27 protein-coding genes and 1 pseudogene are annotated in these 25,320 nt (G+C 31.9%); all 28 read right to left on the bottom strand.

Annotation, left to right across the window (positions count from 1 at the left end):
• Positions 1 to 279: 279 nt before the first annotated feature.
• The 28 genes and pseudogenes from LL038_RS02460 to LL038_RS02320 all read right to left on the bottom strand — a co-directional run bounded on the left by LL038_RS02460 (position 280) and on the right by LL038_RS02320 (position 25,285).
• Positions 280 to 723: a hypothetical protein gene (locus LL038_RS02460; protein WP_216122237.1), complete on the bottom strand. Its 444-nt coding sequence runs from the start codon at positions 721 to 723 to the stop codon at positions 280 to 282.
• Between the two features lie 105 nt (positions 724 to 828).
• On the bottom strand, positions 829 to 1,095 hold the full coding sequence (locus LL038_RS02455; RefSeq protein WP_253200235.1) for a hypothetical protein: 267 nt from the start codon (positions 1,093 to 1,095) through the stop codon (positions 829 to 831).
• Complete coding sequence (locus LL038_RS02450) at positions 1,086 to 1,265, bottom strand: YjfB family protein (RefSeq protein ID WP_216122235.1); 180 nt, start codon at positions 1,263 to 1,265, stop codon at positions 1,086 to 1,088. Before LL038_RS02450 ends, LL038_RS02455 begins: the two co-directional genes overlap by 10 nt.
• 16 nt (positions 1,266 to 1,281) lie before the next feature.
• Positions 1,282 to 2,304, bottom strand: a complete 1,023-nt coding sequence (locus LL038_RS02445) for an acyltransferase (RefSeq protein WP_216122233.1) — start codon at positions 2,302 to 2,304, stop codon at positions 1,282 to 1,284.
• Positions 2,305 to 2,331: 27 nt separating this feature from the next.
• Entirely contained in the window at positions 2,332 to 3,576 is a 1,245-nt protein-coding gene (fliB, locus tag LL038_RS02440) for a flagellin lysine-N-methylase (RefSeq protein ID WP_216122231.1), read from the bottom strand.
• A gap of 89 nt (positions 3,577 to 3,665) precedes the next feature.
• Complete coding sequence (locus LL038_RS25505; protein ID WP_216122229.1) at positions 3,666 to 5,384, bottom strand: flagellin; 1,719 nt, start codon at positions 5,382 to 5,384, stop codon at positions 3,666 to 3,668.
• A 439-nt stretch (positions 5,385 to 5,823) separates the two neighbouring features.
• Entirely contained in the window at positions 5,824 to 6,159 is a 336-nt protein-coding gene (locus LL038_RS02425; protein WP_216122227.1) for a hypothetical protein, read from the bottom strand.
• 79 nt (positions 6,160 to 6,238) lie between these two features.
• Positions 6,239 to 8,308 carry a flagellar filament capping protein FliD gene (gene fliD / locus LL038_RS02420; RefSeq protein ID WP_216122225.1) on the bottom strand — a complete coding sequence of 690 codons (2,070 nt, stop codon included), beginning with the start codon at positions 8,306 to 8,308 and terminating at the stop codon, positions 6,239 to 6,241.
• 47 nt (positions 8,309 to 8,355) lie between these two features.
• The gene (fliS, locus tag LL038_RS02415) at positions 8,356 to 8,751 is read right to left on the bottom strand and encodes a flagellar export chaperone FliS (protein WP_375293001.1); all 396 of its coding nucleotides are present in this window, start codon (positions 8,749 to 8,751) and stop codon (positions 8,356 to 8,358) included.
• A 12-nt stretch (positions 8,752 to 8,763) separates the two neighbouring features.
• Positions 8,764 to 9,054, bottom strand: a complete 291-nt coding sequence (locus tag LL038_RS02410) for a hypothetical protein (protein WP_216122223.1) — start codon at positions 9,052 to 9,054, stop codon at positions 8,764 to 8,766.
• Positions 9,055 to 9,105: 51 nt separating this feature from the next.
• Positions 9,106 to 9,489: a flagellar protein FlaG gene (locus tag LL038_RS02405; RefSeq protein WP_375293005.1), complete on the bottom strand. Its 384-nt coding sequence runs from the start codon at positions 9,487 to 9,489 to the stop codon at positions 9,106 to 9,108.
• Positions 9,466 to 9,681 (bottom strand): annotated as a pseudogene (csrA, locus tag LL038_RS02400) (carbon storage regulator CsrA); the annotation flags it as partial. The pseudogene csrA and the gene LL038_RS02405, both read right to left, overlap by 24 nt.
• 43 nt (positions 9,682 to 9,724) lie before the next feature.
• Positions 9,725 to 10,159, bottom strand: coding sequence for a flagellar assembly protein FliW (gene fliW, locus LL038_RS02395; protein WP_216122221.1), 435 nt, complete (start codon positions 10,157 to 10,159; stop codon positions 9,725 to 9,727).
• 92 nt (positions 10,160 to 10,251) lie between these two features.
• The gene (flgL, locus tag LL038_RS02390; protein ID WP_216122219.1) at positions 10,252 to 11,931 is read right to left on the bottom strand and encodes a flagellar hook-associated protein FlgL; all 1,680 of its coding nucleotides are present in this window, start codon (positions 11,929 to 11,931) and stop codon (positions 10,252 to 10,254) included.
• Positions 11,932 to 11,969: 38 nt separating this feature from the next.
• Positions 11,970 to 13,763, bottom strand: coding sequence for a flagellar hook-associated protein FlgK (flgK, locus tag LL038_RS02385; RefSeq protein ID WP_216122217.1), 1,794 nt, complete (start codon positions 13,761 to 13,763; stop codon positions 11,970 to 11,972).
• A gap of 14 nt (positions 13,764 to 13,777) precedes the next feature.
• Positions 13,778 to 14,188 carry a flagellar protein FlgN gene (locus LL038_RS02380; RefSeq protein ID WP_216122215.1) on the bottom strand — a complete coding sequence of 137 codons (411 nt, stop codon included), beginning with the start codon at positions 14,186 to 14,188 and terminating at the stop codon, positions 13,778 to 13,780.
• A gap of 2 nt (positions 14,189 to 14,190) precedes the next feature.
• The gene (flgM, locus tag LL038_RS02375; RefSeq protein ID WP_216122213.1) at positions 14,191 to 14,463 is read right to left on the bottom strand and encodes a flagellar biosynthesis anti-sigma factor FlgM; all 273 of its coding nucleotides are present in this window, start codon (positions 14,461 to 14,463) and stop codon (positions 14,191 to 14,193) included.
• 146 nt (positions 14,464 to 14,609) lie between these two features.
• Positions 14,610 to 15,854, bottom strand: coding sequence for a flagellar motor switch phosphatase FliY (gene fliY / locus LL038_RS02370; protein ID WP_216122211.1), 1,245 nt, complete (start codon positions 15,852 to 15,854; stop codon positions 14,610 to 14,612).
• Positions 15,847 to 16,842: a flagellar motor switch protein FliM gene (fliM, locus tag LL038_RS02365; RefSeq protein ID WP_216122208.1), complete on the bottom strand. Its 996-nt coding sequence runs from the start codon at positions 16,840 to 16,842 to the stop codon at positions 15,847 to 15,849. The genes fliY and fliM overlap by 8 nt, the downstream gene beginning before the upstream one ends.
• Positions 16,843 to 16,973: 131 nt before the next feature.
• Positions 16,974 to 17,375 (bottom strand): chemotaxis protein CheW, encoded by a 402-nt coding sequence (locus tag LL038_RS02360; RefSeq protein WP_216122207.1) that lies wholly within the window; start codon positions 17,373 to 17,375, stop codon positions 16,974 to 16,976.
• Positions 17,376 to 17,387: 12 nt separating this feature from the next.
• Positions 17,388 to 17,747 carry a response regulator gene (locus tag LL038_RS02355; RefSeq protein WP_216122205.1) on the bottom strand — a complete coding sequence of 120 codons (360 nt, stop codon included), beginning with the start codon at positions 17,745 to 17,747 and terminating at the stop codon, positions 17,388 to 17,390.
• A 16-nt stretch (positions 17,748 to 17,763) separates the two neighbouring features.
• Positions 17,764 to 18,363, bottom strand: coding sequence for a chemotaxis protein CheC (locus LL038_RS02350; RefSeq protein ID WP_216122203.1), 600 nt, complete (start codon positions 18,361 to 18,363; stop codon positions 17,764 to 17,766).
• Between the two features lie 12 nt (positions 18,364 to 18,375).
• Positions 18,376 to 20,418, bottom strand: a complete 2,043-nt coding sequence (locus tag LL038_RS02345) for a chemotaxis protein CheA (protein ID WP_216122201.1) — start codon at positions 20,416 to 20,418, stop codon at positions 18,376 to 18,378.
• A gap of 48 nt (positions 20,419 to 20,466) precedes the next feature.
• A complete protein-coding gene (locus LL038_RS02340; protein WP_216122199.1) occupies positions 20,467 to 21,231 on the bottom strand; it encodes a CheR family methyltransferase in 765 nt (254 codons plus the stop codon).
• A 10-nt stretch (positions 21,232 to 21,241) separates the two neighbouring features.
• Positions 21,242 to 22,312 (bottom strand): protein-glutamate methylesterase/protein-glutamine glutaminase, encoded by a 1,071-nt coding sequence (locus tag LL038_RS02335; RefSeq protein WP_216122196.1) that lies wholly within the window; start codon positions 22,310 to 22,312, stop codon positions 21,242 to 21,244.
• 23 nt (positions 22,313 to 22,335) lie between these two features.
• Positions 22,336 to 22,824: a chemotaxis protein CheD gene (locus LL038_RS02330; RefSeq protein ID WP_216122194.1), complete on the bottom strand. Its 489-nt coding sequence runs from the start codon at positions 22,822 to 22,824 to the stop codon at positions 22,336 to 22,338.
• 14 nt (positions 22,825 to 22,838) lie between these two features.
• Positions 22,839 to 23,288 carry a chemotaxis protein CheW gene (locus tag LL038_RS02325; protein WP_216122192.1) on the bottom strand — a complete coding sequence of 150 codons (450 nt, stop codon included), beginning with the start codon at positions 23,286 to 23,288 and terminating at the stop codon, positions 22,839 to 22,841.
• Positions 23,289 to 23,299: 11 nt separating this feature from the next.
• Positions 23,300 to 25,285, bottom strand: coding sequence for a flagellar assembly protein A (locus tag LL038_RS02320; RefSeq protein ID WP_216122190.1), 1,986 nt, complete (start codon positions 25,283 to 25,285; stop codon positions 23,300 to 23,302).
• Positions 25,286 to 25,320 lie beyond the last annotated feature (35 nt).

Genomic DNA, 25,320 nt, shown 5'->3' with positions numbered 1-25,320 from the left:
ATTCAATTATCGACCATTTTTACCATACCTTAACATAATACAGATTATTATCTAACTCAATATTTTGAAAAAATCATTCAAAATATTTACCAATTATAAATTAAACTAATAGATGTTGTATTTTATCTAGTTTTACTAAAAAACTGATGAATTAAATATCTTAAATTTCAAAAGGATAGCAAGGCAATAACTGGATTTTACTCTTTTTTCTACATAATAGAAATACCCATCTACAATAATAAAATAGGCACCAGCAGCTAATCCAATAGCCACTGATGCTCATTCTAATTTTTTTCCATCCTTTGTTCTTTTGCTTTCACTATCTATTGCACTAACCTGTGGCGCTAACTTATCTAGCCTATGATTAAAATTGCTTAGTTGTTGCTCAGTAACAGCGACTTGCTTACCTTGTTCCGCTATCTCTCTCATTTGTAGTAGCTTTACTTCTTTGACATTAAGCATTTTCTGATTATCCTGTGCCCACTTCATTTCCTGCTGTTGCTGCTTATGTAGTTCTTCCTTCTTATCCATTTGCTTATCTGCAATTACATCTAAATTCTGTCCACTATTAGAGTCTATTGCATCATTATGTACTTTTTCTATCATTTGTTTATCATTTTCTTTCCCTAGGTCTTTACCCGTATCCGTTTTCATTACTACTGCATCAGGATGTTGTTGAACTATTGGTAAACTCACTTCCATTGATATTCCTGATATGTCCATATGATTACCTCCTACTTGGTATTTTCCCAAAGCTAAAGTTACACTTACTTAGGAGTACTACTATTATAAAACAAGCATCAGTAGCTACTACTTCGCCACTGATACTCATTCTATTATTTTCTTATCTTCTGTTCTTTTGCTTTCACTATCTATCGCCTTGACCTGTGATGCTAGATTGTTTAGACTAATATTTACTGCTTCGATTTCCTCTGAACTTAGATTATCCTGCTTAGCCTGTTCCGTTATTTCTTTCATTTGTAGTAGCTTTTCCTCAATTATGTCCAGCATCCTCTGCCTATACTCCACCCACTCTAACTGCTGCTGCAATTCTTGCTTTAGTTCTTCTTTCTCATCCATTATTACTATGCCCAAGTATCCAAGTTTTGTCCTACACTAGTGTCTACTGCCACATTCTTCATCATATCAGTCATCTGAGTAGCATTTTCTTTACCTGTATCCATAGCCATCTTCATTACTGCTATACCTGCATTTTGCTGCACATTTGCTTGACTCATTACCATCGATAGTGCTGCTATATCCATTTGACTACCTCCTATATTATTTATTAATAACTCCCATAAGAATAAATTTGATTTCTTCTTTCCAACTTTTGCAGATTGGAATAATAGACTCTTTTACAACTTTCTTTGAGGTTTCTATATCATTTTTTTCAAAATAAGACATCATCTTAGATAGCTCAACATTTAAATCATCCTCTAGACTATTATTTATTGATTTATCCTTTAGCGGTCTAATTGTAGATTGAATATTTGTTAACGCCTCAACTAAAGTAGTTAATATCTTGAGTGTTTGATCAAAATTCTCCACATCAATATTGTTAACTATATGAACAATTCCTTCTTCAATGGTGGTTATTAAGTTTAATTTATCATAATCTAAATTTTGGTGTAAAATATTCACTTTTTTATCTTCTTTACTCTCTTTCTCTAGTATCTTCACTGAAGTTTCTTCGTCATAACCTTCAAAAATCCCTCTATTAGCAATTATTTCATCAAGTACGTCTACCTTACCTTTTACATTTATCCATTCACCAGTTCTATAATCACATATTTTTATTATTTCAGCTGGAACACCTACTACCACACAATGGTCAGGAACATTTTTAATTACTACAGCATTTGCTGCAACTACTACTCCAAATCCTATAGTAATATTTCCTATTATTTTTGCTCCAGTTCCTACCCATGAACCGTCTTTAATTAATACTTTATTCAATTCTTTTTTAAATAATTGAACTCTTATTGGCAATCTATAATTATAATATTCATGGTTGTTATCTGAAATATACACATAGGGAGCAAGCATAACATACTTACCTATTTCAATTTGATTAAACGCTTGAATTATGCATCCTATATTCACTAACACACCGTCGTTTATCTTTATATTCCATTCAGCCTTATCATTATGACAAAATTCATGAACCACTATACTTGAGTAATTACAAATATCAACCGAATCACCAATATAGATACCTTTGGCCCCTTCAAACTCAACATTACCACTTATTTTATTATTTTCTCCAAAATGCTTGAAATATAGTTTCATTTCTTCGTTCATACTAAAAATCCTTCCAATACTTATTGTCTAATTTTTAACTAATATAGCCATATATGCAACACTTGTATATTCATTATCTTTCATCAATTTCATTATATGCCTTAGATAATCATGACTATGATCTACAACCTTATTAAAGGATTGTATCAACTTCAATACTTTATCTATATCAAATGCTTCTTTATAAAAGCCTGCCATACCTATTAAATGCATTTTTACTAAGCTGTATTCAATAGTTAATAATACATAACTATCATATATGTTGTTACCATCAATAAATGGAAATAACCTTGTGAATATTTGATTAACTAAGAAATTTTCTAATATATAATCATACTTAGACATAAACTTACTATAATAATCGGCATATGCTTTATTGTAATTATCAGCTAATTCATTTATTGACATTTCCCCATCATATTTTATCCCTTGTAAAAAATCAGAAAAGCACTCCAAATATCTTTTACTATATGCTCCTATGAGAATTTTTTCCTCAGCTAATTCTTTTAATATTTCCATCTGTATTACACTTTGAGACGGAACATCTTTAAGGTTATCTTTAAAAACACCATTTACAACCATATCAGTATATTTCTCAATTATTCCTGGTATGCTATCAACTTCATTTCTTTCAGTGGCATCTTGAACTGCTTTAGAAAACAAGCCAAGTATAATTAACCTTTCCCACAATTCATAATCTCTACTTTTGATTATTTGAATTGAGAACATTCTAATTTCCAAAATATATTTATGTGGTTTATTTCTAAATTTAATATCGTTAGTACTTAAATTTAATAAAATCATATTTACATTATTTAAATTTTCATCCACTTCCTCAAATTCAATACCACTCTCATTTAACAAAGCTAATCGCGTAATTTCAGGACATGAGGTTACAGCTGATTTTTCAAATCGTCCGTTTATAATATGAACAATTCTCGGATAAGTTGTACAAACATTAGAAAGGTATTTTTCGCCTAACTCAGAGTAAATATTACAAAGTTTTTCACTATTTAAAAAAGGGCATCCACCTTTATTATTTAATTTTATTTTGGCATAATCCTCATTACTAGCATTATTGGTTCTATTTCTTGTAATACCTTTATGAAACAATTCCTTAAGTTTTACATTCGCAGAATTTTTATATTTCTTAAAGGTCTCTTTATCTAATGATATACTCCACCCTATACAACAACTATCCTCACATTTTGTGCCTATACATTTAAACGCCTTGAAATAAGTTGGTTGTACAACTCTTCTTACTTCTTTCATGAAATTATGCCTCCCTAGAATATTCATATTAGAGAAAAGAAGCCAGAGTTTTCACCCTGACTCCTTAATAATATTTTTATAAGTTCTTATTATCTTAATAATGCAAGAACTTGTTGTGGTTGTTGATTAGCTTGTGCAAGCATTGCTTGAGCAGCTTGATTAAGAATATTGTTCTTTGAGAATGTAGACATTTCTTTAGCCATATCTACATCTCTAATTCTTGATTCAGCTGATGTTAAGTTTTCACTTGATGTTCCAAGATTAGCTATTGTATGCTCTAATCTATTAGAGAATGCACCTAAATCTGCCCTTTGTCCTGAAACTGATTTTAATGCATTGTCAAGAAGTGAAGTTGCAGCTTGTGCTCCTTCTTTAGTTGACATATCAATTTTATCAATTCCTAAAGCAGCTGTTCTCATATCTCCAACTGTGATTTTCATTGTTTGTCCTGCGTTAGCACCAATTTGGAAGTCTACACCGCCACCTTGTGTTGAACTACTTTGTCCAGCTACTCCTATTAAGTTAGCTGCAGCACTATTATCAAATTTAATACTACTAGTTGCGTCTTTAGAGCCACTCTGAACTACAAACGCACCATCTTTAACAGATACTGAAACATTTGCTACTTGCTTATCTGTTGGTACTGTTTTATTGTAATCTGATATTGCTGTATTTAAATCTGTTTGTAAAGCTGTTCCAAAAGTTGTCATTTCATCGCCTTTAGCAGGGGCAGATCCAGTTAAAGCTTTTACCGCACCACCTGTAATAGAATTGAAATCAATAGCTATATCTTTACCGTCTACTGTAAATGTCATATTAGTTTTAGCAGGTGAAGCTACATTTGCTGATGTTACAAGTGCATCTAGATTAGCTGCACCAGCATCTGTTAATTGTCCATTAGATGGTGTACTACCAACTACTACTGCTGGTGCTGCAGAAACACCACTTCCAGCAATTTCCCATAAATTATCAGCTCCTGTTGCCGTTGTTGTAACTGAAATAGATGATGGACTTCCAGTAGCACCTGATGTGATAAGAATATGATTTGTCGCATCATTACTAACTGCAACCTTATCAATGCTCTTACCATAAGTTTTATTATAAGTGTCTATACCGTCATTAATCTTTGTTTTCAATAATGAAGCAAAACTTGCTCCAGTAGTATCTCCTGCAGTTGATTGTAATTCTGCTTGAGTGACTTTAAAGTTTATTGTTGCGCCATCAACTTTAATAGTTTGAGTTGCAGCATCAATACCAGTAGTAGCAGAAGCTATTTTACTAGCACCACCATTAAAAACTGTACCGGCAGTAAGTATACTTGAAGTTGCAGCTCCAGAATTACTACTTAGAACAGCCGCATTATCAACTCCTGCAGCCTTCTTAGCTCCAATAGAACCATCAATTAACTTAGTTGTATTAAATTCTGTTGTATTTCCTATTCTGTCTATTTCAGCTTTTAACTGAACAACTTCTTTTTGAACTGCTGTTCTATCATCTGCATTGTTTGTATCACTTGATGATTGAACTGACAATTCTCTTAGTCTTTGAACTATAGAAGTAGTTTCACTTAAAGCACCTTCTGCTGTTTGAATCATTGAAATACCATCTTGAGCATTAGCTGAAGATTGATCTAATCCTCTGATTTGTCCTCTCATTTTCTCTGATATAGCAAGACCTGCTGCATCGTCTCCAGCCTTGTTAATTCTTAAACCTGATGAAAGTTTTTCCATTGATTTGTTAGCATTTGTTGCGTTTATACCCATGTTTCTGTTAGCGTTCATTGCACCTAAATTGTGATTAATTATCATTATAAATTCCTCCTTGAATTTTTAGTAGGACATCCTTGTCCTCTATTGCTTATTTATAGTTAAGCTCGTTGCGAGCTGTACTAACTAAATTGTTGAAATGTCGCTTTTCAATCTTTCTTCGTTGCTTCTTTATTGAACTTCATCATCATGCGATATCAAGGCTTTCAGAGCATTGTAAACATCAAGTTGATTTGTAGCAAGTTTGGCAACCTTCTAACCTCATTTACTTATTTCCTAAAGCATATTTCTTTGTCTTTGCTTCTACTATTTATATCGTTACATCTAATAATAACTTTATACTTTTTTAAAATATATTTAAGAAATTAATACATGATATTAAAAATACATTTCTTAATTAATTACTATTATTTGTTCCAATTGCTTCTACTATTTATATCGTTACATCTTATTATAACTTTACACCTTTTTAAAATATATTTTAAATCTTTTTACTTAAGAAAACAGCTTTAGATGAGATATTATTGTAACCTGCTAATCCAGCTTGCTTTTTATTATTATTTTTCATTTTCTCCAACAAATCCTTTTCCCTACACTTCATCTCAGACGCTAATTTATCCTCTAATTTTTTTATTTCATATAGCATATAAAATTTATTAAGTTCTTCTTTTGAAGAACTTAATTTACTTATATCATCTAAAATTAACTGCCTTTGATTAAACATTTCATCTAGTCCTACATAATCTTCTCTTTTAACTGTTTCAATAATAATCAATGTGATATCTTTATATTCAATAAAATTTTCCTCTAAGTTCAATTTATCACCTACTTTATTTAAAATGAAAATTTACAATTGAAGGTTAACAATGATTATCACTAATTTCAAATTGCGCCTATTATGAGCTTGTTCCAAGCATAGAACTTAGTGAACTCTGTTGTGTATTTAACTTATTCATAGCTTTTTCTAATGCCGTAAATTTAGCATAATACCTAGTCGAAGCATCATTAAGTTGTGTTTGGAATTTACTAATACTTAATGTTTTATTATACACTTGGTCAGATAATGTATTTTTACCAGAAGTACCTGAGGTACCAAAATCATATTGTTTATTTACGAATATATTCATATATCCACTCAAAGAATAAGTCCCATCTTTGCCGAGTCCAGGTGATGCAACATAGTCTCGCATTATATTGTCCATTCTTGAGAATATGCCGTCTTCATTGTATTTTGCGGAACCTACATAAGGTTTAGTTGTATCTAAATCAGTACTAGATGCTCCAATAAACATTTTTTTAAAGTCACCCATGTTATTTTCAATAGCATCTTTTAATTTTTTTTCATCTGTAATCACAAGTTTGCCACCATCTGAATAGTCTGTTGATGTATCTATACCTATGGCCCCAGTCCCATAAGTACCAAATTTTAAAGATACTTTTCCAGTAGTAGCATCCGCACTATTATAGCTACTATATACAGGTGAATAAAGTGTCCCCCTGAGTTGAGTCATCAAATTAGTTAAATTATCATCCTTTCGAAGTATTCCAACTTTTGCTTTAGTTTCCCATGTTGTTATTTGGTCTGCACTCATACTTGTTCTTTGTGCATCAGTTAATGGAGCATAGTTCTTATCTTTTTTTTCTGTTAACTTTGTATTAATTGTAGACACTATGGAATTATAGTCCTCAATGAATTTTTTCATATTACTAACAACTGTATCTGAATTACTGGTAACAGTTATGCTAGCGCTTCCTTTGCTAACAAGACTATACGCAACCCCATTTATTGTAAATTTATTTGAATTTTGAGTAGTTGTGGTCGGTGTTGTTTGCCCTGGTGCAGTTATATCTACTAAAGCATCTTTACCTGCAATAGTTATTGTGTTTGTTGTAACTGTTCCTACAACTACCGGTACTGCTCCAGCTAACCCTAACTTACTCATTATTGTATGAGTTGCACCATCTACCTCACCTATTTTAATAGTTGATGTAGACCCGTAATCTTTTGACTGAAATGAAATTTTTCCAGTTGTATCATCTATACTCATTGTAACTTCTCCACCAGTTGCACTATTTACTTTGTCCATTAAATCCTTAATAGTAGAAACGCTTGTTGTATCTATGATTTTAGGACTCGTATTTGTAGCTGCATCATAGGATAAAGAAAAGCTACCTGTAATCCCCAAATCTGATAATTTGGATGCTGATGATATTCCACTATTAATCACTAAATCATCTGCACTTGATACCTCAGAAACAGTAGTACCTCCAATCCCGGAATTTTTCAACGTAATATTAGCTGTAGAATCAGATTTCATAAACTTAATGTAATTACCAGTACTATCACTTACATAGGATGCAGACATTTTACCATTTAAATCTGATACCGCAATTTTGCTATTTATACTGGCCACTAATTCAGCTGGAGTGCTTCCTGTTAGCCCCGTTATGTCAACGTCTTTTGCAACACCCGTCCCTGCACCATCAGCATCAAGATTAAATTTTAAAGTTTGACCACCTGTCCAATTTGATAAAGTTGTTACCTTTACCATCGAATCTTGAGATGTACCTTCAACTTTAGCTTGTTCTGCCAATTTTTGTACATTTACTGTATAAGTTCCTGGCATTGCAGCTGAATTAGAAGCTCCCGTAGCTATAGAACTATTAGGATTAGTTACACCATTAGTATTAAATGAATTCCCTGATAACATATATTTACTTGAAAGTGGATCAAAATAATCTTGTAATCCTTTTATGCTTGAAATAATTCCTCTATACGATTCCTGCTGCCACTGCAACGTTTGCTTCGCTTGGTTAGCCTTATCAATTTTAGATTGATAATTGGAAACCATAGATTTAACTACTGCATCTGTATCAATACCAGATGCCATACCCGATATTCTTAATAAATTAGCTCCCGAGGTACTACTACTTGCATTAGTACTACTTGCATAAATACTTGTCATATATAGTCATCCCTTTAAATTTATTTTCAAAAATTAAAACAGTTTCTTTACTTGCTTCCCTTAGATTTTTTAAAAGCCTCATTCCAAGTATCACGAACATCTTCAATTAACGGAATTATCTCATCCATGATTTTTTCGCTTTTCTTAATGTTAGCCTCAGTAAGTTTTCGCGTTATAAAATCATAAACCTTCATTAAACTTTCTGCCCAGTCTCCACCTTTTGGCACATCTAATGTTGCCATTAACTCATAAAATATATTTTGAGTTTTTACAATGTTTTCATGAGCCTTTTTAACATCTTTGTCTATTATGGCCTGTCTACCTATTTTTGAAAATTTTGCTGCCCCATCTACTAACATCAAAAGTAATTGATCCTTTGATGCGAAATTTACGCTATTGCTTTTATAAGTATTAAATGCATTACCATAAGCGTTCATTGCCATATTCCTTCACCCCTACTTTTTAGTATCTATAAAATTCCCGATGATCCTTTGTTCTTTTTCTAAAGTTTCTTTAAAAACCTGTACGTCATATTGTTCATTTTTGTATGCCCCTACAGTTATTTTATGTTTTTTATTATATTTTGAAATTTTGCCCTTGAATTCCTCATATGTCTCAGAATTATTTTTAGGATTTCTATCTTTATTTACTGTTATCTCACCTTTTCTATGCACTACTCCTGATTTCGTTGTGTCCTTAACTCTTCGTCTTATTTCAACATCTATTTTGTTTAATTTGAATTCCATAATAATCCTCCCAGCTTTATTCGAGTGGGTTAATTCATTTTTGCATTTAAATTATGCCTTTTTATCTACTAAAATACCAGCCATCTCACACATTTTAGCTACCATATCTAGTATTTGTTTTGATGGAATTTCATTTAAGACTGTATCTGTCTTGTTGTCAATAACCTTTATAATCATCTCATTAAAAACATCATGTTGTTCATATTGAAGATGGGTACCATCACCCTCTAAAAATTTATTTATCTTATTAACTGCATTTTTAACTTCTTTTTCACTATTACCTTTACCCCTTAGTTGATTATTGTTTTCAGCAGGTTTTGTGATCTTAATACTTTCTGTTTTGTTTTGAAAACTACTCATATCTATAAAATCGTTTTTAATATTACCTCCAATATCCATATTTCCTCCTGATTTATTATTTAATTTTTCTAGAATTTCTGCATCGAAAACCATAGCCCTTTGATTTTCATCTGTAACCTCCGTGTAAAGTTCTTTTCTTAAGATAGTAATCTCCCTTGGTGCATTTATAGAAATTTTTACAGAGCCATTTTCAATCTTAACTATATTTATTTCAATGTTTTCACCTATCAGTAGGGATTCACCTTTTTTTCTACTTATTACTAACATTTAGACCTCCCACCTTGCCGTTTTACGAAGTAGATAACAATTTTTAATTGTCATTTTCTTTAAATAGAGGTTCCTTTATTTTATATTTATCATTATCTAATATTAACTGTTCTCCTAATTTTTCTTTTACATTAATAATGATAGGAGCCTTTAAATTAGTAGTCATATTTTTAATATTTGAACTTAAAGTTACTGTAGTTAATACCAATACTTCTTCTGGCTTGTCTATTTCAAGCTCTTTTATATAATTGTCAGGTATTTTAAATTCATAATCCTTTGCTATAGTAAATGGAGATACCAAAACCAGACCAACTTCAATATTTTCAATTGAGTGTAATATACTAAAAACTTCATTTTTTTCTAATGGAAAAATTATAAAGTTTTTTAGTTCTTTAAATCCAGGTAAACCTTTTTTAAATACTATAATATCTTCATTACTATATTCTCTAACTCCATGGTACTTAGTGACTATATCCATATTTCAACTTCACTCCTTTAGTAAAAGATTATTTTAAAACAGCTTTCCACTCTTAATCATATATTTCTGAATTAGTATTTCACCACTAATATTTATCTTAAATAATCAAGTAATGAAGGTTGAATTACTTTAGCACTAGTCTGAAGAGCTGCCATATATATTGTCTGCATCGTAGCATATTCCATTGCTTTTTCAGTAATATCTATATCTTCTGTTTTAGACAATATTTCTGTCATATTAGTATTTTGATCCGAATTTCTAGCTAAAGCACTGTCCATACTATTTTGCTTAGCACCAACTTCTGAACGTAACTTTAATACATTGGTCGCAAAAGCTTGAATCCCTGTTAAATCAGCATCATTCAAAGAGCTAATATCTTTTGCATCATCTGATCCAAGATGTTTAGTTATATTTGCCAATAGATTAATAAGATTATTATCACCATCACCATAGTTTATAACTTGGGATGCTGTTACATTGTAATCCATAGTTACTCCTTGAGATACTTCTACTAATAGTGTATCTTTTGGTCCACCACTTAAACCTAAATCTTTAGTTGTAGTTTCACCTGTATTATCTGAAAATGTAATTGTACCTGATGGACTATTAACTGCAAATCTTCCATCCGCCGATGCTGTAACTGTAGCTTCCTCAATAAAACCAACCTGTCCTTTTGTTTTATTAGCTGCCTTATTAATGTTTGCTATAGTATCATTAATATTAGTAGTGAGCGTCACAGCCGCAGTGTCCATAGATGTTGTATCACTAATGTCAGCTGTTATTGTTACTTTCATTGGTATACCATTTATGGACATTTTTATTGTATCATCTTTATTTATTTCTTTACCATTATATGTGCTAGTACCAACATTTGAAGATCCTGATTTAGTTCCCTTGGTATCGGATAATATTATTGCGCCTATTGATTTATTTGTATCAGCGACTTTGGTAATGGTAACTTGAGATTTTGTTCCAGTGGTCCCGCTTTGTAGAACCATATTATTACCTGCATTTAAAGAACCAGAAATATGTGAAACACCCGTTTTTGAATTATCTATTGCTAAATTAATTGTATTAACTAAAGTATCTTTAATTGAACTTGCAGTACTCGGCGTTGTTCCTGAAATTTGCTTTTTTTGATCATCAGTTAACAAACTGTCCCAGTCCACACTAATCGTTTGACCATCGACAGTTAATTCATCAGTTCCGAAATCTATGTCAGAATTTGTTGTCGTTAATACATTTTGGGAAGTCATTTTTCCAGGCGTAAGCTTCGCAACTACTTGTGACTTTACGTTACTGATTAACTCAGTTTCTCCATCTACCACAATAGTCCCCACAGGCTTACTAATTCCACTTGTACCTCCAAACAAATATTTGCCATCAAAGGTTGTGTTAAGCATTTGAGAAAGCTCTCCAACCTTTTGACTTATTTCATCTTTTACAGCTGTTTTTTCATCTGGACCATACCCACCATTTCCAGCGGCTACTAAAAGTTCTTGAATTCTAGTAGTTACTTTTCCTACTTGATCTAATGTTGTATCTGTCATATCTAGCCAATTAGATGTATTAGTGATATTGTCATTATATTGTTTATTTGCATCTATCTCTGAGTACATTTGCATTATTTTAGAAGCTTTAGCAGGGTCATCTGAAGGTTTATTTATTTGTTTACCTGTAGCCATTTGAGTTTGAATCGTACTCAAATTATTTAAATTCACTCTCATATCTCTCAAAAAATTATTTGAAAGCATTTTGTTTGTTATTCTCATATCTTCACCCCTTAATTAATACAGATAAGTTCTATTTTCTATTTTTTTAGACCATTTACGATTAAATCTAAAAGCTCATCAACTGTTGAAATAATCTTTGCATTAGCTGCATAAGCATGTTGAAATTGGATTAAATTAGCCATTTCCTCATCTAAGGATACACCCGATATGGAAGTTCTTGATTCCTCAAGGCCCGCCAATAGTGTTGTATTATTAGTTACAGTTTTTTTAGCATATTGAGTCTGATCAGCTAATCTATTGATAATATCAGTAAAATCGCCACTAATAGTCATTCCATCTGAACTAGAATTAACCATCATAACCCCTAAAGTAGTATCATTACTAAAAGTATTTACCTTAAGAAGATCGGCTCTTGTTGTCTTTTCCCCAATACCTTGGATATTTAATTTTACATCTTTAAGTTTTGATATTGCTAATGCTCTACTCCCATCTGTTGGTAAAGGTGTATCACCTTTACCAACCTTAATAAGCATAACATCATCAAGAATTTTTTTATTAACTGCAATGTTCCCTGCTGTAATTTCTTCTTCTTTGCCATCAGCACTATTCACGAAAAACTTAAGTGTATCTTTATCTGCATCACTTTCACCACTATGCACAGCATTTACAGAATAAGCAATAGCTTTTGCCATATTATTTAAATCACTTATATAGTTGTCTATATCTGTTTGTACAGATTGATAACCATTTAATTCTCCCGTTTTGGGCTCAAAAATTTCATAAGAAGTCCCAGTAGCAACTGCCGATCCCGAAATGTCAGTTGCTGGAATAGAATTTTTATTAGAATCAGTTCCAGCAAGTCTTATTCCGTTTTTATCTATAGCATAACCTTTCTTGTCTGCCAAAATAACCCTACCTTGATCTAAGTTATCATATTGTGCAGGTGTTAAATCCATAGTCATAGTTACTTTATTTGCATCCGTTGATGTATCTCCATTTTTATAATAAGTAACATCATAACTTCCCGCTTCACCTGGTTTTTGTGATGCAACTGTTGCTGGCGGTACAATTTTGGGGACAATAGTACTAACATAAGAAAATCTACTTACTGCATCATTAGGATTACTTTTTACAAGGTACAAATCTTTTGTCGGGTCTGATCCCCCTACATTGTCAGTAGCTTTTAAATCTTCCCCTGCTAGTGTTTTCTTATCGATTGTAATACCAAATTTCGAACTTAACTGATCTACTAATAAGTCCCTTTTATCCATTAGGTCATTTGGTTCATTTCCACCAACTTTTACACCTATAACCTGTTGATTTAAGTCATTTATCTGGTCAAGCATACCATTTATATCTACTACATCCTTCTGGATTACATCTTGACAGTTAATTTTTAATTTTGATAACTGGTTATAAGTACTATTTAGTTGATCCGTTAATGCTTTGGATTTTTGTGCCACTACAGTTCTTGTATTTGAGCTTTCTGGACTTGTTGAAAGTGATGACCAAGACTTAAATACTTCACTGAGCATGCTCGACACGCCTGTTTCGCTAACTTCATTAAAAATACTCTCTACCTCAGATAGAAATTTTTCCTTTCCTTGGTATAATCCCATGGTACCATTTTCCGTTCTTACCTGATAATCTAAATATGTGTCTCTAATCCTTGATATTGATGAAACCTGTACGCCAGTACCTAATTGTCCTGTACTTGTAGTACTTGGCCTTGTAGTCTCCATAAGTGCCCTTTGCCTTGAGTACCCATCTGTGTTCGCATTTGCTATATTATGACTTGTTACATCTATTGCCGTTTGTTGGGAATTCATACCTCTTATTGCTACATTTAAGGTTGAATATAAACCTGACATCGTCTCACCTCCTACTATCTTCTTACTTTACCGTATCCATTGTAAGTTTTTGATTCCCGTACTGGATTTAATACATTTAACATTCTATTTGTAAAACTAAGCCCTTGTTTTATAAGTAACTCGTTTGTGTCCTTTTGTAATACTGCAGCTTGTAACAACAATTTAATTTTATAAAAATTCTTTTCAAGCTCTGGATCTTTCGCTGCTTCAATTATTGGTCCCATAGCTTTGTTCTCGGTAATTTTTCTTCGCAACACTTCCATGTGAGCTATGTTTTTATTTGCTTCTTTAATTTTATTTACGCAAGCTTCCATTCCAAATATGTCATTAGTGACTATGTTTTTGTGTTGATTTTCAAGTTCTAATAAAAGAACTCTAAGCGCCTGCGTTTCGTTTATCATAACATCATTTAGTTTTTGCATCATAACTAAATATCTCTCCCCTTCATGTTATCAATAATTTTTTTAGCTACTAATTTTGAATCCACGTTGTAGGTACCATTATTTACTTTGTTTTTAATAGTTGCTATTTTCTCATTAGAATTAACTGATTTACCATCTAATGCTAAAGCACTTAGGTTTTTTCCTGCTGCCGACAACTCGATAGTATCTTTTGGCATTGCAGTAACCTTCACCTCTGCCTTAACAGTATTTTTTTTATAAAAATTAACCACATTTGGTTTTACTCCATCTATTTTCATTTTTTTCACTCCTACCTTTTTATATCTTTAAGTCTCGATTTTCTTATCTACTTCTATTATCGTATAGAATTCTTTAAAGTTTATACGATAAACAAAAAAAGGAATAAATTTTCTTTATTCCTTTTAAATAATATGTAATTTAAGTTCTACTCTGTTAAAGTTTTAACTCTTTCTTCTCCACTAATTATACTAGTAATTCTAACTCCAAAATTCTCGTCTACTACTACAACTTCGCCATATGCTACTTTTTTGCCATTTACTAATATATCTACTGGCTCTTCCGCCAATTTATCAAGCTCAATTAAAGATCCAGTACCAAGATTTAAAATATCTCTTATATTCTTTTTAGTTTTACCAAGCACTACAGAAATTTCTAATTGAACATCTAATATTAAATCAATATTTCTGGGACTATTATAAAGTGGTGCTTTTTTTAGAGGCTGAAAAGCTGCTTTGCGAACCTCTACTTGTGGCTCTTGTCTTTCAATTGGTTTCGCATAATATTCTTGTTGCGGAGCTTCTTGTGCACTCCTTTGTTCATATTGCGGTTCCTCTACATGTGCTTCTGGTGTTTTTGTTTCGATTTGAGGTTCAGCTACTTTCGCAGACTCCTCACTCGCTTCAGTACCCATCATAATAGCTACTATTTTTTTCGCAGTTTCTATAGGGAGTACTTGCATTATAACACTATCAACTAATGTACCAATAGTCATTTTAAAAGCTACCTGAACGACCTGTTCATCTTCACCTATGTCATCATTTAATGGTGAAGTACCCTCATCCCATATTTTAGATTGTGGAGGTGAAATATTAACTTCTCTTGCAAACATTGTTGCCATAGATGTCGCCGCAGATCCAATCATCTGATTCATAGCTTCCGATACTGCGCTAAGTTCAATTTCTGATAGCTCTGGCTTACCTTCTATGTTACCATCTCCACCCATCATCAAACTGGCTATAACTGCCGCATCAGTATTCTTAATTACTAAAAGGTTCCCTCCCGCAATACCACTTGTAAATTTAACGTCTAAAGCAATATTGGGAATCTCAAATGTACCTCTTAGTTGTTTGAGTGTACTTACCGTAACCACCGGTGTTGCAATGTTAACTGGTTGGCCTACAATAGTTGACAAAGCAGTAGATGCTGATCCCATAGAAATATTTCCAACTTCACCTAACAAATCTTTCTCACTATCTGTTAATTCAAATGTTTCTATAGATTCAGTCTTTATATCTTTATCTTCACTTATGCCCTTAGTATCTAATCCCTCAGCCGAGTTCGCTGCTAATGTAGCGTCTTCTTTTGCAGAGTCTGCAGTTGGAGCTTTATCCGCACCGTCTCCATTTAAGAGAGCGTCGATTTCTTCTTGTGAAAGAAAGCCGTTACTCATAATTTTCCACATCCTTATCTATTATATCTATTATCTCAATTCCCCTGTTTTTGCCTATAGTACCCGGTTTGCCAGTATAACATAAATGATCTTCAACAAATAGACTAACTTGGCTATCACTTGAATTATCAAGAGTTATTACATCACCTTCAGTTAATTGCAAAAACTCATCTACAGTAATATTAGTACTACCTAGTATTCCAGTCATTGGAACACTTACTATATTTAGCCTACTTTTTAATCTATTTCTAGATTCATTCACAACATCTTCATCATTTTCTCTAAACCAATATTGAACAACTAGTTTATCAAGTACTTTTTCAATACTTAAATAAGGTATACACATATTTATAAATGTAGTATTATTACTCATTTCTACCGAAAAAGTAATTAGTGCAACTGGTTCATTTGGTGCTAGTGTTTGATTTAGTGATGGATTAGTTTCTAATGCCTCAATCTCTGGTTCTACGTCCAAAACATCTTCCCAAGCAAGTTTCAAGTTAGCTATAAGTCCTGCATTAACATTTCGTAATATGTTTTTATCTATATCAGAAAATTCTTTGTTTGCAACCTTCCTATTCCCCATTCCACCTAGTAATATATCAATTACTTGAAAAGAAAATTGAGGATTAGTTTCAAATAATATAGAGCCACTTAAAGGTGGCATCTTAAATATAGTTAAAATAGTAGGGTTAGGAATTGAATGAATAAATTCCTCATAGGTTATTTGCTGAATACTTTCAATTTGAATCTTTACATTATTTCTTAGCTGTGCAGATAAATAACTTGATATTATTCTTCCATAATTATCATGAATTAACTCAAGCGTTCTCAGATGATCTTTTGAGAATTTTTGAGGACTCTTAAAATCATATAATTTAATTTTATGCTTTTCTTCTTCATTTGGGAGCTGATCTGGCTCTATTTCCCCAGAAGATAGGGCAGATAGAAGTGAATCTATTTCACTTTGTGATAATACTTCTGCCATAATTCTACCTCATTCCTCTGTAGTATAACTGCAATATTTAACTTACTCTTAATAATTTACCATTTTAATTTTCAGTAAAATCTTCTCAAGATAAGACTTATCTTACGATAAGTCTTATTTCCTATAAACTCTTATCTTTCGATAAGTTTACCAATATCAATTAATGTGACTATTCTATCCTTAAAGTTTATTATTCCTTTAATATAGGCTTTATCCTTATCAGTTTCAATCTTTTCAATTAAATTTAGTTCAATTTCTAATACTTCATCAACTTGGTCCACAGTTACTCCAACAGACTCTTCTTTTAGATTTAAAATAATAATATTTTCTTGGTCTACGCTACCTTTTTCAATATCTAAAAGGAGATTAATATCTAAAAGGGAAATTATATTACCTCTTAGATTAATTAGTCCCTTTATGTAGGCTGCAGATTTAGGTACATTTGTGATTTCCATCATATCATTAATGCTTTGAACACTTGATGCTTCAACTGCAAACTGTTCCTCATTAACTTTAAATACAACTACTTGCATAACTCTCCCCCTTTAACCTAAAACTTTTTTTATTGCCTCAAGTACTCTATCTGATTGGAATGGTTTAACTATGAAATCCCTTGCACCAGCTCTTATTGCATCCATAACCATAGTCTGTTGTCCCATTGCGCTACACATAATTACTTTTGCTGCTGGATCAAATGCTTTAATTGCTTTAACAGCTTCTATTCCATCCATTTCAGGCATAGTAATATCCATAGTAACAATATCTGGTTTTTCTGTTTTATATAATTCTACACCCTTTAATCCATTACTTGCTTCTCCTACAACTTCAAATCCGTTTTTCTCTAATATATCTTTTATCATCATTCTCATAAACGCAGCGTCATCAACAATTAATACTCTAGCCATTTTATAATACCTCCAATTAATTTACACCTAGTGAATTTAATATTTTTTCGAGTGATCCGGGCATTGGTATATAATAAAAATGCCCTCTTATTTTTTCATTTTCCTGTAAAAAGTTTGTTTCTAAATCAAGTACATACTCATCAAATTGACCCGATTCAATAAAGGTTGTTGAGAGTATTGCTGCCATCATATCTAGCGCTACTGCTGGAACGGAAGGTCTAACCTCAAGCTTTGTAAGTTCTGCTATTGCATTCATGAAAGAACTTGAAATAATATTTCCAATTTCACAGAGTGCTGAGTTTCCAAGTTCTGTTATTTGTTCCTGCTCTTTTCCTACAAGTCCTGATATAATTCTTAGTGCAACATCTTTTTCCAAAGTAAACAATATATTACCCGGTATATCTCCGAGTACTCGCACAACAACACCAATTACTACTACTTCCACGTCTATACTTGAAAAGATATCATCAAATGGAATAATATTTACTGCTGGCACGCTCATATCTACTTTTTCATTCAATAACTCTGATAAAGCAGTAGCTGCATTCCCTGCACCAATATTTCCTACTTCTTGTAGAACATCAAGCTGCATAGTAGTAAGCTCAGAATAATCCATATTATGTCCTCCTTAGACTAAAGCAGCAACATCAAGTATCAATGTAACGAGTCCATCTCCTAAAATTGTTGCTCCTATATATTCTTTTATTCCGTGTAATGTTTGCCCTAATGGCTTTATTACAATTTCTTGTTGTCCTAGAAGCGAATCCACTAAAAGGCCTACAGTTTTCTCTCCAACTTTTACAATAACAATATACCTCTTTGCAATTTCAATATTTTTTATTTCCATTTTTTCATTTACTCTTACAAGTGGAATTACACTGTCATTGTATACAATAACTTCTTTATTATTAGTCTTCTTAATTAACTCTACTTTATATTCTATTACTCTATCAATATATCCAAGAGAGATAGCCATAGTTTCATTACCAACTTTTACTAGTAATGCCTGAATTATTTGTAGTGTCAATGGTAATCTTATAATAAAAGATGTACCTTTGTCAATCTCACTTATCGCATCTACTGTTCCACCAAGTGCAGCAATTTTAGTTTTAACAACATCCATGCCTACGCCACGCCCGGATATATCTGTTACTTTGTCATTAGTACTAAATCCTTGTGCAAAAATCAAATTTTTAACATCAGCATCTGTCATGCCTTCAGTATTTATACCCGATTCATTTGCTTTTACCTTTATTCTCTCTACATCTAGGCCTGCACCATCGTCTTCGACCTTTATAATTGCTTTAGTACCTTCAGCATAAGCTATAAGCTTAATTGTGCCAACCGGACTTTTTCCTTTAGCAATTCGCACGCTACTAGGCTCAACACCGTGATCTGCTGCATTACGAAGCAAATGAAGTAATGGTTCACCTATTTCATCAATAACAGTCCTATCAAGCTCTGTCTCCTGTCCTTGAATTACAAGTTCCATATCTTTATTAAGGTTTTTTGATATATCGCGAATCATCCTTGGAAATCTATTAAATACTACTTCTAGTGGCAACATTCTAATCTTCATCACCAACTCTTGAAGCTCAGAAGTAGCTCTAGCTACTTGTTCTAAAGTTTCATTTAAATCAGTTAGTTTATGAACGCTACTTATTTGTTCTAGTCTTGTTCTATGAATTACAAGTTCTGATACCATATTCATAAATTTATCTAGTCTATCCAGTTCAACTCTAACAGATTGGTGCGCTTTTTTATGAGCTACAACTTCCTTCTTGTCTTTGTTTTTACCGTCCACCGCAATCTTGCTTTTCACTTCTTCTACTTTAACTTCAGTAGCTTTTTCAATCCCTTTAACTTCTACTAATTTATCATCTAAAGTAGCCGCAGTACTGTCAATATCAACATCTTCTACATTTACTTTTTCTACTTCAGATATATTCAGCAAAATATCAGTAACTTCAGCTTTTTCTTTATTAGTTAGATAAATTAAATTTATTTCAAATTCAAAATTCTCATCTTCTAAATCCTCAGCTCCTGGTACGGATTTTATTATCTCGCCGTATTCTTCTAAGCTCTTAAAAATGAGAAAGGCCCTAGCTGCTTTTAGTAAAGTATTTTCACTTATTAAAATCTTTATGTCAAATGCATTATACATTTTTTCTTTTGCTTGTTTTATAACATCAATATCATATTCATTAAGACTTACTCTCTCACCCATATCACTGGTACTAGTACTTTGTGGTGTTTTTTCAATTTTCTTTTCTTCGACTTTTGGATTTTCACCAATCTCAGCCATTTCAAGTAAATCCTTTAATATATCGTCTATTGAAATATCCTCTGAAATATCTTCTGAAATATTATTCACCATTTTTTCTAAAGTATCAAGACACCTGAATAGAACAGTTACAACTTTTTCTGTTACTTTAAGTTTACCCTCACGAAATTCTGATAAAATATTCTCCATGTTGTGGGTTAATTCAGCCATTTGACTAAATCCCATAGTTGCCGCCATTCCCTTTATAGTATGAGCTACCCTAAATATTTCATTTAACTTATCTATATCTTCTGGATTTTGTTCGAGCTCAAGAAGCGACTCATTCAATGTTTGCAAATTTTCCATAGACTCTTCTAAGAACATTGACATATATTGTGATGTATCCATTTTATCCCCCTTTTAATGCTATCATTTTTTCTTAATGATTCATCCACCCTATAATTTTTTATATATAAATGTGGATGCTTTTTCAAATCCATACTCTTTATAATTATATATACTTTCAGTGGCACCTACAAATAATAAACCACCTTTGTTTAATGAATCACTTATTTTTTGATATATTTTATCCTTAACATCTTGATTAAAATAAATAACTACATTTCTGCACACTACTAAATCAAAATTATTATCAAATTTATCTAAAATAAGATCATGTTTCTTAAATTCAACCATTTTTTTAATTTGAGGACTAATTATGTATTTGTCCCCATTAACTACAAAATATTTGTCCATAAATTGTTTGGGAACATTTTTAACTTCTGAATAAACATACTCTCCATTTTTCGCTTTTTGAAGTATTGTACTATCAATGTCTGTAGCTATAATTTTATGATTTCCGCGAGAATTTAAATTATCTACAATCATAGCTAATGAATAAGGCTCAGCTCCAATAGAACATGCCGCGCTCCAAATTTTAAGTCCTGAATTATATGGGAGTTCTGACTTAACCTTTTTTGAAAGTTCATCAAATATTTCAGGGTTTCTAAAAAATTCTGTTACATTTATTGTTATAAAATCTAAGAACTTCTGTTTTTGAGCAGGATCCTTTTTAAGCAAACTAATATATTCCTCTACAGAATTAACTCCCACTCTTGACATTAAGCTCAAAATTCGTCTGTGCAACTGATTAGATTTATACGCTGACAAATCTATACTATATTCTTTTAAGACCCAATGCTGAAAATCAATTAAATCCATTAGCGTTTGCTCATCTCCCCATTACAACCTTATTTATTTCCTGCGCAATATTTTCAAGTGGTACCACTTCATCTACTTTACCAGTTTCAAAAGCAGCCTTTGGCATGCCATATATAGTGCAGGTAGATTCATGTTCTGCCATAGTTATTCCGCCATTGTCTTTAATAGCTGAGGTACCTTTTGCACCATCGCGTCCCATTCCAGTAAGTATAACGCTTAAAAGCCGAGAACCATAAACTGCTGTTGCTGATATAAATAGCTTATCTACTGCGGGCCTAACCCCCCAGATAGTAGGCTCAGTATTTAAATGTATTTTCTTGTCACGGCCTACCTCCATATGATATCCACCAGGCGCAATATAAACTACATTTTTTTCAATTAAATCACCATCAGAGGCTTCAACAACTTTTAATTTACTATTTAAATTAAGCCTCTCTGCAAAAGCCTTTGTAAAACCAGTTGGCATATGTTGCACTACTAAAACTGGTACTCCTATATTATCGGGCAATACTGTTATTACTTTATATAATGCTTTCGGACCACCGGTAGATGCTCCAATAACTACAGCCTCAATAATTGGAACTGCTGCCTTTAACGGTCTCTCTATAGTATTCTTAGATACTACTTTATTTATATTTATTTTTTTTTCAAAGATCGTGGTAGTTCTACTTTCACTTTTCATATAAGCTAATTTTATTTTTTGAACCAATTCATCTTTAACTTTATTTATATCTAATGATATTGCCCCAGATGGTTTTGCAATAAAATCAAAAGCTCCTAGTTCAAGACACTGCATAGTTAACTCTGTACTAGCCTTAGAGCTACTGCTAAGCATTATAGCTTGTACATTTCTGTTAACTGTTTTTAATCTCTTTAGCGTCGTTATACCATCCATCTGGGGCATTTCAATATCCAAAGTTATTACGTCAGGTACCAAGCGTTCTATTTTTGATAATAGTTCCTCGCCATTTCTTGCTGTGCCTATAACTTCCATTTCTGTTTCAGCATTAATCATATCAGAAATTATTTTTCTCATTAATGCCGAATCATCTACTACAAAAACTTTTATCTTGTTAAGCATTATATATCACCCTCTACTTTTGTTTAAATCTCCACGGTTCCTATTCCTACAGTCCTAATAGACAGTAGACCATTAGTTGTATCAAATATTAAAGTTCTTCCTTTATTACCACCGATGTCTTCCGCGAGTAGTGGGATAGATAGCATTTTCAGAGTATTTTTCACTGCTATACTATTTCGATTACCAATATCCATAATTATACTTTTATCAGAAAAATTAAACATTGACGCTCCACCTGCTATTTTAGCCCGCATATTGGATAACTTTGCACCTTTACTAATCATTTTGTTAACTAAAATAGGTATAGCCAAATCCGCGAACTTTATTTCATTTGTTATTTTATTAAACTGGCTACTGTCTGGAAGCATTATGTGTGCTAGTCCCGCAATTCCTATGTATTTATCAAAAATTGCAATGCCCACACAAGACCCAAGCCCAACAGTTATTAATTTATTTGGTGAAAACACTACATTTAAATCTGCAATTCCTACCTTTATCTCATTATATTCCATAATAACACCCTATTTTATAATATTTGTATTTTTTCTTCATCAGTCAATATAGCTGAAATGTTTAAATATATGATTATTTTACCATCGATTTTAATAAGTCCTTTAATGTATCTTTTAGATATTCCCGTAATTATCTCTGGTGAATCTTCTATATTATCTTTACCTACATCTTTAACTTCTGATACAAAATCAACTATTATACCTATTTTGCTGTCCTTTTGCTTTGTAACTATTATTTTAGAATCCTTGCCAATTTCAGATGCTTCTAGATTGAATCTTTTGGTTAATGTTATAACCGGTAAAATGCTATCTTCATAGTTTATTACCCCTTCAACAAATTGTGGTGAATCTGGAACTTTAGTTGTCTTTTCATATTCTAATATTCGCTCTACTTCTAAAATGCTTGTAGCATATTGTTCCCCATTTACACTAAAAACAAGTACTTTAATATCTTCCTGTTTCATATTTAACCCTCCTAACCTTGTAATTTCTCAACTATTAATTCCCTATCCTCATCTATGAAGGCGTGAATATTTTTACTAAGAACATCAAGTACATATTCTCTTTCGCCTACAATAAATCTAGTATTAGGATAAGCAACATCTGCCCATATATGCCCATTTTTTTCTACAATAAGTTTTGTCGATACCCCCCCTAGACCCCCAACTACTTTGCATTTGATTTCTTTACCCGCTTTTATAACTCCCCCACGAGCTAAGCTTTTATCCTGCTGAAATAATATACTACCGCTTGCTACAAGCTCTGAAACATATTCACCTTTGCCAGTAAAAATAATATTACCTGAACTCTTAATTGTTGAGTCTTGTGAATAGTCTAATACTACATCCACTGGAAGAGTTAAATTCATTTCCATTTTCTCAATTTTATTTTCTATAATTGTCACAACATCATTTAATTCCTCGAAATCAACAATATTAAGAGGTGCAAGATTTAGTATTTTATGTTTTATTATAAATATTAATTCATCCTCAGTATTTTCTAGTTCCATTATTCTTTTAACTACTTTAATTGCAGTTTGAGGAAGTTTTTTAAATTTACTTTCAAGTAATATTTTAATAAGTTCTCCATCACTATTATTTTTCCTTATAAGGTTTATCCCTTTTACTTGCCTTATGGATGCTATTAATTTTAACATGTCATCTTTCATGCTTTTTATATCATTTAAAAATTCTAAATTTAATACATCTTCCTTTCCAGATGAAATATTTGAATGAATTACATTCCCCTTAATCACAACATCACCAGACGCTTTAATATCAGCTTCCGCTACATTATTTTTTATCAAAATAGAATTACCTGATTCTACTTTCATACCTTCACGTACACTTCCACCTATAACTATATCACCAACAAATTGAATATTTCCTGTTTTTAATTCTACATCACCATTTACTTCATAAGTTTTATAGACGAAAAAAGTACTTCCCCTAAGTGATGGTCTACCTTTACTAGTTGCAGTCACCGTAAACTCATCTGTAAGTTCACAACCTTCTCCTACTCCAAGTGTTAGACTTTTAGCATTTTTAGTTTTTATTACCTTACCATTAATGTCTACTCCATCTTCTCCGCTTTTACCGCGATGAAGGATAGCTAAGACCTGTCCTTTTTCTACACCTTCAACTGTTCCTATAGCTTTGTAGTCAATAACCTCATCATTGTTATAATCCTTATGGACCCCATTATACTTTACTTCTAGTCTATCATCTATTGCATCTATTACTTTCTTCCCATTTGCAATAATTAACTGGGAAACTTCATCTTCTTTTGAACATTTTATAACAACCATCTTCAAAATACCATATTTAATTTTATTATTTAATAATCCATTATTAATTTCTGCCTCTGTAAATTTTGGTGGCATAATTTTTTCTTTTACTTCAGACTCTATTAATACTGAATTTTTAGGTGGACTATCTTTTAATTTATAGATTATATTAGGTTTATACTTTATACTAATATAAGCTTCCATATTGTCTGGGCTTGTACTTAAATTTAAATTTCGAGTAGCTTCATCTTCTTTTAGAAATACTTCAATAATGTTTTCTTTTTGCACATTAACACGTAAAGTTACTTTTTCTCCGTTTACAGTTAGTGTAATATTAGTATTAGTATTAGAAATTGCAGCCGGTTTACCTCCATCATAAGGATTTTTTACTATGATTTTACCATTTTTAATTTCTATAGTTCCATCTTTTTCATTATGAGAATCTATTTTAATATCATCTTTTTGAGCAAATTCTAATTTTAGACTACCTTCATCTTGTAGCCCATCTATAGAATCGATAGAAATTATAACATGTTTCTTAAATAAACCTCTTTTTTCCTCAAGTATTGAATATTTAATTAGTTCTTTCGAAACACCTAAACTAAGACTTGCATTTTTTAAACACTCCTTAACATTAGATCCTTCAAATTTTTGAAGTTCTGGCCTATCATCCACTTATACCACCTCTTTCTATAGAAAAATTATGCCAT

The sequence above is a fragment of the Clostridium estertheticum genome (genome assembly GCF_026650985.1).
Classification (GTDB): Bacteria; Bacillota; Clostridia; order Clostridiales; family Clostridiaceae; genus Clostridium_AD; species Clostridium_AD estertheticum_C.
This window is presented reverse-complemented; position numbering and strand designations above follow the sequence as displayed.